Raw genomic sequence first — 14,926 nt, forward strand, 5'->3', positions numbered from 1 at the left:
GGAATCGAAAGAAATGGATTTTGTCACACAGTTATTAATCGCCGCCATTACTGCGGGCACGCCGCTGCTCCTGGCGACGCTTGGAGGCATATTGAACGAACGCGCCGGCATTATTCAGTTGGGAGCCGAGGGCCTGATGCTGATGGGGGCGGTCACAACCTGCATTGTGTTTATTCGTACCGAAAATCTCGGGGCGGCGCTGCTCGCGTCAGTTGGAGTAACGGCGGCGCTCGGCTTGGTCCATGCCTTCCTAAGTATCACGCTCCGTGCCAACCAGACGATGTCGGGTCTTGCGATGACACTGTTTGGCAGCGGCTTTAGCGCTTATCTCGGCAAGTCGATCAGCGGCAACCCGCTGCCCGGCATATTGCCGAGACTGCATCTTGACTTTCTGAAGCCGGTTCCGGTGATCGGCGATATTTTTGGAAATCTGGATGTTCTGACCTGGTTAAGCTTTGTGCTTGTCATTGTGCTGCATTTGCTCATTCACCGCACTTCATGGGGTCTGCATCTGCGGGCCGTGGGAGACAGTCCGGCCACCGCGGATGTCATGGGCGTTCATGTCCGGCTGATCCGTTACGGCTACGTTACCGTCGGCGCCATGCTGATCGGGCTTGCAGGAGCGGATATGGTTCTGACCGTCGCCCCTACTTGGAACGAAGGGCTGACAGCGGGCAGAGGCTGGATCGCGGTTGGTCTCGTTATTTTTGCCAGATGGAATCCGGTAAGGGCGCTGCTGTGCGCCTACTTCTTCGGAGCGCTCGATTCGCTAGGCTTCCGGATGCAGCTGCTTGGCAGCGCCATTCCGCCGTATTTCCTGAAAATGATTCCTTATGTGGTAACCATTCTTGTCCTCATGTATTTGGGGTACCGCAACCGCAACAAGCCTTCCGGTACGCCGGAATCGCTGGGTGTCCCGTACATCCGCGAGCAGCGGTTCTAGGGCGGTAAGGCGGTTTCATAATAAAGCTGGAACGGTTTCGATGCCAAAGGCGCTGATTGATTGACCGGCATAGAAAGCCTTGCTGACATTGACGAAGATGACGGCAGGCAATCTTGCCGCTGCCGAACCGTGGAAGACATTGGTAGGAAAGGCTGGAAACAGCGGCCAATAATGTAATACTGGGAGAGGGAGCGTTTTCCGGAGTTACCGAAAGGGAGCTGTAATTGCCGAAGTGCCGCCTTCGCGCCGTCTTCTGACCGTGCTGCGCAAAGGTCTCGGGCTTACCGGGACAAAGTGCCTGTGAGCTGGGCCGCTGCGGCGCCAGATGAGGGTGGAAGCGGCGCTTTCCGGCAATATATGCCGATGCACAGGGTATGGCGGCATTATGCGGGCCGTAAACAAAGCAATTGAAAAGGAGTAGGATAACCATGGTAACCCCTGCTTCACCTCTTACACTGTCAGAGATTAATAAAATGAGTAAGGAAGAGTTTGTGGCGACGCTTGGCGGAATTTTTGAGCATTCGCCATGGGTTGCGGAATCGGCCTACGCTTCCCGTCCCTTCGGATCGGTTGGCGAGCTGCACGAAGCGATGGCGGAGGCTGCCCGAATCGCAGGGCGGGAGAAGACTTTGTCGCTGCTGCGGGCGCATCCCGATCTGGCGACGAGGCTCCAGGTAACACCGCTGTCAGCGGCCGAGCAGAAAGGGGCAGGACTTGACCGTCTGACCCCGGAGGAATTTGAATTGTTAAACGACCTGAACAAGAAATACACGGACAAATTCCAGTTTCCATTCATACTGGCTGTCCGTGGTAAAAATAAAGACGACATCATCGAATCCGTCAGCGAGCGGGTAAACCTATCACCTGAGGAAGAATGGAACCGAGCCTTATTCGAAATCGGCAAAATTACGAAGTTTCGTTTGGAGGATCTCCTGGCGGAGTAAAGACATCTTTCAATCCAATCATTTTTGTTAACGGGGTGCCAGCCATGCTCATACCGAACACTTCCAAAGGCCGATTTTCGATTCGGAAGACAGAAATAGCCAGCATAATTATGAATATTCTCCACAAAAATTACGGGACACGCAGTGATATATCGCACGTTCCGACCCACAATTTGTCTAGGGAGGTGGCTGCATGAGCGGACGCTTGACTACCCACGTGCTCGATCTGGCGCGAGGCATACCCGTTTCCGGCATTGTTTTGCAGCTGAGGCGGCTGGAGAACGGAGAGAGTCTGCTGCTCCGCGAGGCGGCTACGAACGCGGACGGCAGGCTGGATGCTCCTCTGCTGGAGGATGCGGAAATGAAGCCCGGCGAGTATGAACTGCTGTTCCAAGCGGGAGATTATTTTCGGAAAATAAATGCGGAAAGCCCGGAGACATCTTCGTCCCGTGAGCAAGTTGGATTTCTTGATCTGATTCCGATCCGCTTCCATATAAGCAGCGAAGGCGGCCACTATCATGTCCCGCTTCTGCTCGCTCCCGGAGGATACAGCACTTATCGCGGAAGCTGACAACCGGATATATCTTATTTTTAGAAGAAATCTGATGACGATGGGAGGGAACCCACTTGAGCAAATCTTATGAACTGGTAATTAAAAATGGTTTGGCGGTACTCCCCGGAGAGGTCGTGAAGCTTGATATCGGCATTGCCGACGGCAAAATTGCTGCGCTGGAAGCCGGGCTAGAAGCCGGCCCAGATACAACCGTCATTGACGCCGAAGGACAGTATGTGCTGCCAGGCATGATCGACATGCATGTCCATTTTAACGAGCCGTCGTTTGGGCACTGGGAAGGCTTTCCCACCGGATCGGCGTCGCTGGCGGCAGGGGGCTGCACCACCTATGCCGATATGCCGCTGAACGGCAATCCGCCGACGGTGAATTTGCCTGCTCTCGGTCTGAAAGCCGAAATGGCCGCCGGTCATTCTGCTGTCGATTATGTGCTGTGGGGCGGCCTTGTTCCGGGCAATCTGGATAATCTCGAGGAGCTGTGGTCGGCGGGCGTCACGGGCTTCAAAGCCTTTATATCGAATCCGGGCGGAGAAGGCGAAGGACGCTTTCGCGAGGTAGACGATGAGACCCTGTACCAAGGGATGAAAAAGATCGCATCGCTCGGCGGCATACTGGCGCTGCATGCGGAGAGCGATGAGATGACGGCTATGCTCGCGGCGGAAGCGGTGCGAAGCGGACGGACGGGAGCCCGTGATTTTGCGGCTTCGCGGCCGGCGCAGGCGGAGCTGGAGGCCGTCGCCCGGGCGCTGCTGTACGGGGAGCGGACGGGATGCCGGCTGCATTTTGTCCATATCAGCACGGCCGCTGCAATCGACATGATTCATGCAGCCAAACTGCGAGGGCAGGACGTATCGGCGGAAACCTGCCCGCACTATTTGATATTGACGGAAGACGATATGGAGGAAATGGGACCGGTCGCTAAATGTGCGCCGCCGCTGCGGAGCGCCGAAGAGCAGGAGAAGCTCTGGAAGACGCTGTCCGAAGGGAAGATTGATCTCATTGCCTCCGATCATTCGCCCTGTCCTCCCGAGCTGAAGCTTGCTTCCGGACTGAGTTTCTTTGATGCCTGGGGCGGCATCTCCGGTGCTCAGAGCAGCATGGAACTGATGTTCCATGAAGGAGTGAACAAGCGGAAGCTTCCGGTCACGCTGATTTCACGGCTGCTGTCGGGGCTTCCAGCGGAGCGTTTCGGGTTATCCGGCCGCAAAGGTTCAATTGCTCTTGGGATGGACGCCGATCTGGCGGTCCTGCATCCGGATATGCCCTACACCCTTGCCGCTTCGGATTTGCTCTACCGCCACAAGCACAGCCCATATGCTGGAATGAATCTCTCCTGCAGGGTGACTTCCACCATCTGCCGCGGTAATCTTGTCTATACCCGTGAACAGGGAGTGATCTCTCCGGAAGGCGGACAGTGGATAAAAATCGGTGAAGGGCAGCTGGTATTATGAGTGCTTCCTACATTCAAGCTCCAGCCGCCGAAATGCTGGAACTGCTTGAAGAACTGTCCGCGTTCAGCGCGCCGGGAGACGGAGTTACCCGGCTGCTGTATACGCCGGAATGGAAGAAGGCGCAGCAGTTTCTGCTGGACCGGGTCAGGGAGAGCGGCCTGAGGGTTTATGCCGACAGCGTCGGCAATGTCTATGGCAGATTGACCGGCACGCGCGATGACGGCAAAGTCGTATTGGCCGGTTCACATATCGACACGGTTGTAAATGGCGGAAAATACGACGGGACTTACGGCGTAGTGGCAGCCTTTACAGCGCTGCGCTACTTAAGCAGCGTGTACGGCCCGCCGCTTCGGACACTGGAAGCCGTCTCCTTCGCCGAAGAGGAAGGCAGCCGGTTTCCGCTGACCTTTTGGGGATCGGGCAACGTGACCGGACTGTATGACGGGAGCGAAGCAAAAGACTGCCGCGACGGCGAAGGTGTGACGCTGCAAGAAGCGATGGAAAGCTGCCGCCTGGGCGATCAGAATCCGGATGCGCCTAGAAGCGACATCTCCACTTATGTAGAGCTTCATATCGAGCAGGGGATCGTCCTTGAGCAGACAGAGACACAAATCGGCGTCGTGTCTGCGATTGCCGGACAGCGGCGGTTTACCGTGACGGTCAAAGGTACGGCCAATCATGCCGGAACAACGCCGATGGGCCTTCGCCGCGACGCTCTTGCTGCGGCGGCCGAGATGGTGCTGCAGCTGGAACGCTTCGCGATTGAAGCGGGAGATCCGCTGGTGGCCACTACAGGCAGGCTGGAAACATTCCCTAATACGCCGAATGTGATTCCCGGCGAAGTGGTGTTCACGCTGGACATCCGTCATAGCCGGGAGGATGAGCTGGAGGCGTTCTGCTCATCGGTCGCGTCCGCGTTTGAGGAAATAGCAAAACGCCGGGATGTTGCACTCGACATAACGCTCCGGCTCAGCGCTTCTCCCGCGCCGATGAACAGCGGGCTGAGAGCGGAGCTTGAAGCTATATGTCTCCGGCAGGGCAAGACATACAAGGCGATGGTCAGCGGGGCGGGTCACGACGCCCAGCTCTTTGCGCCCCGCTGCGGGACGGCGATGATTTTCGTGCCTAGCCGAGGCGGCATCAGCCATTCCCCGGAGGAATATACTCCGCCAGAAGAGTTGGCTGCCGGGCTTGAGGTGCTGATCGCGCTATTATATAAGCTAGGATATGAAGAAACGGATGAAGACGGTCTAGTGCCGCAAAATACGAAGGAGAGATGGACATGAAGCGGTTCGAAGACTTGTCACCGTCACTACGGTGCATCATGACTCCGGGACCGGTGGAGGTTGACCCGCGCGTGCTGCGGGCGATGTCTTTTCCGATACTGGGGCAGTTCGATCCCGAGTTTACGGATATTATGAATGAGACGATGGGTATGCTTCGGGAGCTGTTCGCTACAAGCAATCAGTGGGCCTATCCCGTTGACGGCACCTCCCGTTCAGGGATTGAGGCGGCCATGGTCAGCCTGATTTCTCCGGGAGATCGTGTGCTGATCCCGATTTACGGCCGTTTTGGGCATTTGCTGCATGAAATCGCCGACCGCTGCGGCGCTGAAGTGCATACCATTGAGAAGCCGTGGGGAACGGTCTTCGATCAGGAAGAGATTATTGCCGAGATGAGCAAGGTGAAGCCCGATGTGGTGGCAATGGTTCACGGCGAGACGTCGACCGGCCGCCTGCAGCCGCTTGAAGGGATTGGGCAGGCCTGCCGGGAAATGGATGCCCTGCTGATTGTCGATGCGGTGGCAACCATCGGCGGCGTGCCTGTCGAGACGGATGCCTGGCAGCTTGATGCGGTGATCGGCGGCACGCAGAAATGCCTGTCCGTTCCGTCGGGTATGGCCCCGGTCACGTACAATAAGCGCGCCGAAGACAAGATTATGTCGCGCAAGCGGGTGGAGCGCGGACTGCGCACCGGCGACACCGGTGCCGATGAGATCATTGCGGTTCGCAGCAATTATTTCGATCTTGGTATGCTTCAAGACTACTGGAGTCCATTGCGGCTGAACCATCATACGGAAATGACCTCCATGCTGTACGCGCTGCGTGAAGGTCTGCGGCTCGTACTGGAAGAGGGGCTTGAGGCGCGATTTGCCAGACACCGTCTGCATGAGCGTGCGCTTGTCGCCGGGATCGAGGCGATGGGACTTCAGCTTTACGGCGACCCCGGCTGCAAAATGCCAATGGTAACCTGCATAGTGATCCCGGATGGAATCGACGGAGAATCAGTCCGCTCCATGCTGCTGGACAGCTTCGGCATCGAAATTGCCAGCTCCTTCGGACCGCTTAAAGGGAAAATCTGGCGGATAGGAACGATGGGCTTCAGCTGCCGCGGGAACAATGTGCTGCGGGTGCTGGGCGCGCTGGAGGCGGCACTGCTCCGCCACGGCCACCCGCTGCCTGCCGGACTTGGCATTCAGGCGGCGCTTGATATCTACGACCAGGTATAGGATAATTTTGAAAAGTGAAATACGCAAGACATTCGGAAGACATACCTGCCGGATGGAATCGGTAAAAACGGCTACCGTCCCTGCGGGGAAGGCAGAGCCGTTTTTTCTTAAACTGCCGCTTAGGGAAGCTGCTGCGGTTAACTATTTTTCCGAAGGGAGCGGATCAATATGGTCTTTGCAAGAAAACCTCTCGCCGACTGCGTTCCGGCGCTTGTAGCTACGGCGCGCGGCGACATGCCGGCAACGCTGGTTATTACAGGCGGCAAACTGGTCAACGTGTGTTCCGGCGAAATTTTGGAAGGCCTGTCCGTCGGCATTCAGGAAGGACGCATCGCTTATGTAGGCAAGGACGTATCGCATATGATCGGCGAGAATACCAAGATCATCGATGCGGCGGGAAAATATATCGCCCCCGGCCTGCTGGACGGACACTGCCATATTGAGAGCACGCAGCTGACCGTCACTGAATTTGCGCGCGCGGTTCTTCCGCTCGGAACGACCGGCGGCTTCTTCGACGCTCATGAAATCGCCAATGTGTTCGGATTAAAAGGAATCAAGCTGATGCTGGAAGAGATGCGTACGACTCCGCTTGCCGCATACATGCAGGTTGCCTCCTGCGTTCCTTCGGCGGGTCCCGAATTCGAAACGACCGGAGCGGCGATCGGGCCGGAGGAAGTGGCGGAGGCTTTCACCTGGGGAGACGATGTCATCGCGCTCGGTGAAGTGATGAACTTTCCCGGCGTCGTCTACGGCGATGATAAAATGCTCGGAGAAATTCAGGCTACTCTTCGCGCCGGCGGTTATGTCGACGGGCATTTCACCTGGCCCGCGAGCGACTGGAGGCTGCCTGTATACGCGGCAGCCGGTGTAACCGGCGATCACGAGTGCGTGACCGCCGAGGATGTGATCGAGCGCGTGCGGCTGGGTATGTACGCCAAGATGCGCCGCGGCTCCGCCTGGCATGATGTCGCTAAGACGATTACGGCGCATACGGAGCATGGCCTCGACCCAAGGCGGATGATGCTCGTCACCGACGACCGCAGCTCGGAATCGCTGCGGGACGAAGGCCATATGGACTTCGTGGTCCGGCATGCCATTGCCCAGGGGGTGAAGCCGGTGACCGCCTTCCAGATGGCGACGATCAACACCGCCGAGCGCTTTGGCGTTGCCCGCGATATCGGCTCTATTACTCCGGGCAATATCGCCGACATTATTCTGCTGGACGGCAATCTCGCCGACGTCAACGTCGTCATGACGATTGCCGCCGGGACCGTAGTGGCCGAGAATGGAGCTATGACGGTGTCCTTGCCTTCTTTTGCCTATCCTCAGGAAGTGCTGGCTTCCGTTCATCTGCCGAAGCGCCCGACGGCCGGAGATTTTGTTATCAAGGCGCCGGTGGAGTCCGGTAATGTAAGCACCCGGGTTATTAAGGTGCTGGAAAACCATGTGGAGACAATGGAACGTATTCTGTCCTTGCCCGTATTGGAAGGGAACCTTCAGGTAGGGGGCGGCTTATGCAAAATCGCCGTTCTGGAGCGCCATAAAGGAACGGGAAATATGGCGGTCGGAGTGGTGGAGGGAGTCGGGTTCCATGAACCCGCGGCCATTGCCATGACCGTGGCGCATGACAGCCATAATGTGCTTGTGATCGGCAGCGACGACGAACTTATGGCTAAGGCGGTACATGCTGTCGCCGACGCGCAGGGCGGAGTTGCGGTTATCACGGGGTCCGGCACGACCTTGTTCCCGCTCGCCATTGCCGGACTGATGTCCGCCGAGCCGTTTGAAGTCGCCGCCGCCCAGTCAGCCGCAATCAGCAAGGCGCTATATGATGCGGGCTGTACCCTCAATTATGCCTTCATGACGCTATCGCTGCTTGCCCTTGCGGTTATTCCGACCCTTCGCCTTTCCGACAAAGGTCTCGTGCGGATTACGCCGGAGGATGGTATCCAACTGGTGCCGTTGTTCTACGAGGAGAGCGTCAACGCGTCTATATAAAATCCGGCTGACGGGATTACTCTATCCTCCTGCGCCCAATTGAGCCAGAAGCTGTTTCGCATATTGTCCTTAGGGCTGGTGTGGGCCTTCAGAACAGAGGGCATCCACGCAGCACTTCGAGACGGGTAACCGACCGGCCCGGATGTTCTCGCAGTGAGTAACCCTGGTCATTTGTTACCCCCATAATTATCTTCATCAACAAAAATCCGCTGTGTCATTTCGGGCAGCGGATTTTTGTTTGCTTTAGGCGATAGATATGGCAATAAGCAAATGGGATTTTGTTATTTTTTTAATAAATAATTACATTTTCATTTTGAAAATTTGAATTTTAAATGAAATTTGAGCGTTTTGGGGCTAAAAACATTAACCAAATTGAATAGGGATGAAACATTTTTTCGGAAAAGATGCTAATATAATATTAATTAAGGGCAATCCATAGACGATATAACAAATAAATGAATCATTGCCGATGTGATAGGTCTACTGTTCTAAGCTTAACGCAAAGCCCAAATTAAATTTTAGGATGGGGGAACAAGAGATGATTAGATTGGAAACGAATGAGATCGTGAGTATCGCCAAGAAGCAAATCGCCAGTATCTTTAAGATGGAGCCGCTTGAACTGAGATTTGTCAATGATTTTCAAGGTGAGAAGAGTCTCTTAAATGATGACAAGCTGCATCTGACCAACCGTCACTATTGGGCAAAAGTAATGGACTGTGTTTTTGAAGATCAGGTTAGGCCAGTTCTGATGTGTGAAGTGCTGTATTTTCTCCGCAATGAGTACCTGGAAAGCGACATCGACCTGGAGTTTTCGTTTGATTTTTCCGAAGGATCTATAATTGAAGCTAATGCTGTTGCTGAGGTTAACTTTAACGATAAGCCGGACCTTGGGAAGAACGAAATCGCCGAGCTGATCGATTTTGCGCTGGCGCTGCAGGACAGACAATGGTTCGAAGAGCTTACCGAGAAATATAAAGAGCTGAGCGCTTAAGCGCCGTGCACCGTATAGACACTTGCCGGTTATTACCGCCCTGAAGCAGACCGCCTCTATCAATTCACACTCGCCGATTGTGGATTGATAGAGGCGGTCTTTTTAAGTAAATTTAAGAATGCCGAACCTGAAGCCGAGAAGGTATTTTATCTTTATTGAAGTATTTTGAAGGGATTGAAGCGGCCGGCGTCAAAATTATTGTGGGAATAAGGTTTAAGATAAGTAGGAGGCTCATCATGAAGCAAATCAACCAACTGGCACCGCAAGATGAATTCATCGGCTTTTATCTGATTAGGGAATTGACGGTCAAACAAACGAATGGTAATCCGCCGAAGGATTATTTCGATGTCGTACTCAGCGATTCCAGCGGCCAGCTGTCCGCGAAGTATTGGGATGTGTCGACTGCGGACAAAGAGACTTTTTTTCCGATGGGTCTTGTTAAGGTTCAAGGTCTCGCCCATTTATACCGGGAGAAGCTGCAAATCAAGATTAGTAAAATGCGTTTGGCTACGGAGAAGGATGGTGTAGCTCTGACAGATTTTATCCGCTCCGCGCCCATCCGTCCGGTAGATTTAATCTATACGATCAAGCAGGCCATGGGCTCCATAAGCGACCCGGAGATCCGGACAATTGTTGCGTATTGTGTGGGCAAGGTGGAGGAGAAGCTGATGCATTATCCGGCGGCCAAGACCCATCATCACGCTTACTTTGCCGGGCTTGCCTATCATATGGTGCGAATGCTGGAGATTGGCGATTTTTTGTGCAAGCAGCGGCCATTTCTGAATCCCGATCTGCTGAAAGCGGGTATTATCCTGCATGATATCGCCAAGCCGGAGGAAATGATATCCCAGCTTGGCATTGTATCGGATTATAGTGTCCAGGGCAAGCTGCTCGGGCATATCGCGATGGCTTCCAGCTGGATTACGGAAGCGGCCATACGTTCAAATATCGACCTGGGGTCCCCGAAGGTACTCGGGCTTCAGCATCTGGTGCTGTCGCATCACAATCTTGGGGAATGGGGAAGTCCGGTGCAGCCCCAGACGGCCGAGGCGGTAGCGCTTCACCATATCGACGCCATGGACGCCAAGCTTCAAATGGTTGAGGATGCGCTGGATACGACGCCGGAGAGTGAAGATTGGACGCCGTTTATCCGTGGGCTGGAGAATAAAGCGGTTTATCGGATGAAGCTGTAAATCCAGTCGGCAAAAAAGCCGGGTAACGCCTGTTATCGGCGAAGACCGGCCATAGACGGGGGAGGCATATCCTGAATAGGAGTAAGCCTCCCCTTCTTTATTCTTTACCCGGACCGAGCATTTCTCGGGCGGCTGCGGTTTCCGCTTTCTGAAGAAGTGCTTCGGCAGATTCCGCCGAGACGGCTGCGGACTTGTTCCCGCCCGTTTTCGCCTTGCTGCGGGATGGCTTGCGCGCCGGAATCGAGAACGGAGTATAACCTCCGGCATGCAGCGTGCCAATCCGGCAGCCCAGATCTTCCGCTAGCGCCAGCAGGCCGGAATGCCCGAACCGTTCCGCGAGCTTCACCAGGATGACCGCCGCGGTGCGGGCGTCCTCAAGCGCGTCGTGATGCCGCAGGGGGATGCCGAAATATTCGGCCAGTATGTTCAGCCGGTAAGAGCCGAGATCGGCCAGCATTTTTTTGGCCAGCAAGTAGGTGCACCAATATTGAAAGGACGGATAGGGCAGGGAGCACTGATCGAGTCCATAACGGAGTACGCTCATATCGAAGGAAGCGTTATGCGCCACAATATTTTTTCCGTGGATAAGCGGTTCAATGACTGGCCACAGCTCGCGGAAGGTCGGCTGCCCGGCTACCATTTCGGGCGTTATCCCGTGGATGGCGATATTTCTGCGGTCGAAGCGCTGCTCCGGGTTAATCAGCCAAGCCTGTTCGGACACGATGATTCCGTCCTTGACCTCAACCAGTCCCAGCGCGCAGGCGCTGGCCCGGCCGGCATTCGCCGTCTCAAAATCGATTGCCACAAAATCCATCATACCGGCTCCTGTCTTCCCTTGGTAATAGATTGATAGTATTCCATCTATTAAGTATAACAGAGGTCGTGTATGAAAAAAGAGTGTATTCACTTCTGTTCTTCCGGAATATCGACGACTTCCTCGTTCATGGTGACATCTTTGGTGCCGAGCTCCGTTACAGTTCCATCCGGGCCGATAAATCCGTAGGAGGCTGCGCCGATATGGGGCATGACATGAAAGTAGGCGAGCCGGCTATTCAGTAAGGGCCGGACGCCGCTTTCCTCGGATGCCTTGGTTTCCTTGAGAAACAGGAGGCTGTCCGTCTCTGCACTGCCAACCAGTCTTGCTGTCCAGATCAGCTGGCTTCGTTCATTCACCACTTCATAGTAAGAGAGGAGGTCGCCGCCTCCGATTAAGAACCGCTTATATTCGCCTTCCAGAAAATAGTAGGTGAAGCTTTGGCCCTCCAAAGAGGATGGCGTCGGTTCAAGATTCCGGATCATGCTTACGCGGGGCAGCTGCAGGGCCGCTCTGCGCGCATCGGTTAGATTACCTGAAGCCAGGCGTTCCTTCAATTTATTATCGGCCTTGGCCACATACACCGTGCGGGATTGGGAATTCCAGGTTACATAAGCGCCTGAGACTTCGGCGATAAAACGTAAAGGGACCATGATGCGCCCTTTTTCCAGAGTGGCCGGCATGGAGAGCGTAATTTTACCGGAATCAGCGAAGGCTGTCTTCTGGCCGGCAGCCAAACGAATCCTTTTACTGCCGCTCATAACCGTTACCGTCTTGGACTTGTTATCCCAGCTTACCGATATTCCCGGAATCTGCCGCACAACGTTCAAGGGTACCATAGTCGTACCGTTCGCCAGATAGGCGGATGTTCCCTGCCCGGCTGCATTATTGTTTACGATCACTTCAATTTCGCCAGCGGCGAAGGATGTCCCTCCCGAAACGATGGCTAGAGTAAGAATTGAAGCGCAGCCCAGACTTGCCAGCTTCTTCATTAGATACATTCCTCCCTGAAAAAGAATTCTCGTAATCTTAGACGCGAAATCGTCTGATAAGTTACAGAATCTTACAACAAAAAAGGGGACTCTCCCTGCTAAGGAGAGTACCCATTTTGTACAGCAAATTCAATATATTCTTACTGCTCGCTGCCCTTCGTCCGCTCGCGCAAGCGCTCCAGTTCGGCTGCGGCTTGTTCCTTCACGCGGGCGTCAGCGGGGCTGCCTTCTGTGCCGGCAGCCGGAGACACATACCGGCCCGGTACCGTCTGTCTTGCTTCCCATTCCTCTATTTTTTCTTCCATTCGCTCGAATCCCCGGGCGGCGGAATGTGTATTTAGGCCGGAGAAGGCAGCGCGGGAAGGGGCGGGGGTGACGTTATCTGGAACTTTGCGGAGACGCTCGGCACGTTCGGAGAGCTCGGCCCTTTTGGCTTTCAGCCGGACCCGCTCTTCCTTGGCTGCGGCAATCTCGTATCCGAGTCCGGCCAGTACCTGCCGGGTCTCTTCCAGACCAGCGGCGCATTCCTTCTCGCTCTCCGTATAGGTGAGCTTGGCCATAACGGCCTGCTGCGCTTTAGCTTCGTCGCCGCTTTCCAGCGCCTTTAAGGCATCGCCTTCGCTAAGCTCCGCCAGCATACGGTATTCCTTCAGCCGGCGTTCCAGCAGTCTGGCCGCCGCTTGCAAATCACGGCTGCGCTGCTCCGCCTCGGCGATCTTGTCTTCAAGGTCGCGCAAGTATTGTCCGGTCATCATGACCGGGTCCTCCAGCCGGTTTAGGCCCTCATGCAAGGCCGCCTTCGTTAAAGTCGCAATTCTCTGCAATATGCTCATTGATCTCTCTCCCTTTTCTTTTTAGTAATAATGATGTCCATCCATGAAGCCCCCCGTCGGGTCGCTTGGAACGATGAGGCTGGCTATCAGATAAAAAAGAATAAACGTGCCGACGCTGCATATAGCGACGATTACGGCGATCAGCCGAATAAGGGTGGAGTCGATGCCCAGCCACTCAGCCAACCCTCCGCACAGGCCGCTGAATTTCTTGTCTCTCTCGGAACGGTAAAGTTTTTTCATGATCTCATTTCTTCCTTTCGTCATATCCGTTATCTATGGCTTTATTCTATTATTTTCACGTATACCGTAAAACGGGCTGGGGACGGTTTTGCAATCTCGACCTAAGGCGGGGAAGGCTCCGGCAATTGGACGGGGGGAAGGGAGAGGAGGGAGGAATCAGCTCAATTCAGTATATTTATTTAGCCATAAGCAATTGGTATTTTAAAAGTTATGAATAATGCTGTATAGTATAGAATCACAATATGATATTTATCAGATATATGCGGATTTCGGGAGGAACTTATGATCAATGACCTACTTCAACGCCCGCTCAAAGATTTGAGAATTTCCGTCACGGATCGTTGCAATTTTCGCTGTGTATATTGCATGCCGAAGGAAATTTTCGGCCCGGATTATCCCTTTCTTTCCAAACAGGAGTTGCTCAATTTTCAAGAAATAGCAAGGCTTGCGCAAATATTTGCGGCTCTCGGCGTGACCAAGATACGCCTCACCGGAGGTGAACCGCTGCTGCGACCCAATCTTCCGCTCTTATTGGACAAGCTTACTTCCATAGAGGGTATTCAGGACGTCGCGCTGACAACAAACGGTGTGCTGCTGCCCAAATATGCAGCGGACTTAAAAGCTGCGGGACTGAGGCGGGTATCGGTAAGCCTCGACTCGTTGTCGGACGAGCGGTTCGGCTATATAAACGGCAGGGGAATCGGAGTCGAACCGGTGCTTAAGGGGATTGAAGCGGCAGCAAGGGCCGGGTTGAAGGTGAAGATCAATATGGTTGTTCAAAAAGGCGTCAACGATCAGGATATCGTTCCGATGGCGAAATATTTCAAAGACGCCGGACATACGATTCGCTTCATTGAATATATGGACGTGGGGAATAGCAACGGCTGGAATCTGGACAAGGTCGTAACCAAACAGGAGATTATTGACAGGATTGGCCGGCATGTGATGCCGCTTGAGGCGGTTCCCGGCCAATACTTCGGAGAAGTGGCTTCCCGTTACCGGTATAAAGGAACAGAGCAGGAGGTCGGTATTATTTCTGCGGTTTCGGACGCCTTCTGCGGAACATGTACAAGAGCGAGAATTTCAGCGAACGGCTCCCTGTATACGTGTCTCTTCGCCACGGAGGGAACCGATCTCCGAGGGCTTTTGCGGTCAGGAATGCCGGATGATGTGCTCGCGGGCAGGATCGCACACATCTGGAATAACAGGGACAACCAATACAGCGCCAAGCGGGGGCGGGATACGAATGAAGCAGGCGGCAAGCAGAAGATTGAAATGTTCTATATTGGAGGTTAGACCTGAACGATGAATCCCCGGCTTTTACGAAAAAACCATAATCTGCTATGATAGAGGTATAGCTAGAGGATTTCGAATGATTGTCAAATATTCGCGCAGAAGCCGCTCCCGCTCTTATGAATAAGGGCGGGTAAAGCTGTTCTTATCGCCT

General features: G+C 54.4%; 15 protein-coding genes. 11 read left to right on the forward strand and 4 right to left on the reverse strand.

The window, feature by feature from the left end; translation table 11 throughout:
- The first annotated feature begins 13 nt into the window (after positions 1–13).
- From PDUR_RS07615 to PDUR_RS07655, 10 genes are all read left to right on the forward strand, one after another.
- Positions 14–943 carry an ABC transporter permease gene (locus tag PDUR_RS07615; RefSeq protein WP_042205747.1) on the forward strand — a complete coding sequence of 310 codons (930 nt, stop codon included), beginning with the start codon at positions 14–16 and terminating at the stop codon, positions 941–943.
- A 325-nt stretch (positions 944–1,268) separates the two neighbouring features.
- Positions 1,269–1,364 (forward strand): 2Fe-2S iron-sulfur cluster-binding protein, encoded by a 96-nt coding sequence (locus PDUR_RS27855; RefSeq protein ID WP_081949432.1) that lies wholly within the window; start codon positions 1,269–1,271, stop codon positions 1,362–1,364.
- Between the two features lie 52 nt (positions 1,365–1,416).
- On the forward strand, positions 1,417–1,887 hold the full coding sequence (gene uraD / locus PDUR_RS07620; RefSeq protein WP_233277498.1) for a 2-oxo-4-hydroxy-4-carboxy-5-ureidoimidazoline decarboxylase: 471 nt from the start codon (positions 1,417–1,419) through the stop codon (positions 1,885–1,887).
- Positions 1,888–2,080: 193 nt separating this feature from the next.
- Entirely contained in the window at positions 2,081–2,458 is a 378-nt protein-coding gene (uraH, locus tag PDUR_RS07625) for a hydroxyisourate hydrolase (protein ID WP_042205749.1), read from the forward strand.
- A 56-nt stretch (positions 2,459–2,514) separates the two neighbouring features.
- Positions 2,515–3,909 (forward strand): allantoinase, encoded by a 1,395-nt coding sequence (locus PDUR_RS07630; RefSeq protein ID WP_042205750.1) that lies wholly within the window; start codon positions 2,515–2,517, stop codon positions 3,907–3,909.
- A complete protein-coding gene (allC, locus tag PDUR_RS07635; protein ID WP_042205751.1) occupies positions 3,906–5,195 on the forward strand; it encodes an allantoate deiminase in 1,290 nt (429 codons plus the stop codon). The genes PDUR_RS07630 and allC overlap by 4 nt, the downstream gene beginning before the upstream one ends.
- Positions 5,192–6,418 carry a pyridoxal-phosphate-dependent aminotransferase family protein gene (locus PDUR_RS07640; protein ID WP_042205752.1) on the forward strand — a complete coding sequence of 409 codons (1,227 nt, stop codon included), beginning with the start codon at positions 5,192–5,194 and terminating at the stop codon, positions 6,416–6,418. The genes allC and PDUR_RS07640 overlap by 4 nt, the downstream gene beginning before the upstream one ends.
- Positions 6,419–6,586: 168 nt before the next feature.
- Positions 6,587–8,416 carry an adenine deaminase gene (locus PDUR_RS07645; RefSeq protein ID WP_042205753.1) on the forward strand — a complete coding sequence of 610 codons (1,830 nt, stop codon included), beginning with the start codon at positions 6,587–6,589 and terminating at the stop codon, positions 8,414–8,416.
- Positions 8,417–8,954: 538 nt separating this feature from the next.
- Complete coding sequence (locus PDUR_RS07650; protein ID WP_042205754.1) at positions 8,955–9,407, forward strand: IDEAL domain-containing protein; 453 nt, start codon at positions 8,955–8,957, stop codon at positions 9,405–9,407.
- A 236-nt stretch (positions 9,408–9,643) separates the two neighbouring features.
- Positions 9,644–10,600 (forward strand): 3'-5' exoribonuclease YhaM family protein, encoded by a 957-nt coding sequence (locus PDUR_RS07655; protein ID WP_042205755.1) that lies wholly within the window; start codon positions 9,644–9,646, stop codon positions 10,598–10,600.
- A 97-nt stretch (positions 10,601–10,697) separates the two neighbouring features.
- Here PDUR_RS07655 and PDUR_RS07660 read toward each other — a convergent pair whose 3' ends face one another.
- The 4 genes from PDUR_RS07660 to PDUR_RS07675 form a co-directional block, all read right to left on the reverse strand.
- Positions 10,698–11,417 (reverse strand): 3'-5' exonuclease, encoded by a 720-nt coding sequence (locus PDUR_RS07660; RefSeq protein ID WP_233277499.1) that lies wholly within the window; start codon positions 11,415–11,417, stop codon positions 10,698–10,700.
- An 86-nt stretch (positions 11,418–11,503) separates the two neighbouring features.
- Positions 11,504–12,406, reverse strand: coding sequence for a stalk domain-containing protein (locus tag PDUR_RS07665; protein WP_042205756.1), 903 nt, complete (start codon positions 12,404–12,406; stop codon positions 11,504–11,506).
- Between the two features lie 140 nt (positions 12,407–12,546).
- A complete protein-coding gene (locus PDUR_RS07670) occupies positions 12,547–13,239 on the reverse strand; it encodes a PspA/IM30 family protein (RefSeq protein WP_042205757.1) in 693 nt (230 codons plus the stop codon).
- Positions 13,240–13,260: 21 nt separating this feature from the next.
- Complete coding sequence (locus PDUR_RS07675; RefSeq protein WP_042205758.1) at positions 13,261–13,479, reverse strand: PspC domain-containing protein; 219 nt, start codon at positions 13,477–13,479, stop codon at positions 13,261–13,263.
- A gap of 282 nt (positions 13,480–13,761) precedes the next feature.
- Here PDUR_RS07675 and moaA point away from each other — a divergent pair, with 282 nt between their 5' ends.
- Positions 13,762–14,775, forward strand: a complete 1,014-nt coding sequence (gene moaA / locus PDUR_RS07680; RefSeq protein WP_042205759.1) for a GTP 3',8-cyclase MoaA — start codon at positions 13,762–13,764, stop codon at positions 14,773–14,775.
- The last annotated feature ends 151 nt before the right edge of the window (positions 14,776–14,926 follow it).

Source organism: Paenibacillus durus (genome assembly GCF_000756615.1).
In the GTDB taxonomy this organism is placed as follows: domain Bacteria; phylum Bacillota; class Bacilli; order Paenibacillales; family Paenibacillaceae; genus Paenibacillus_AQ; species Paenibacillus_AQ durus.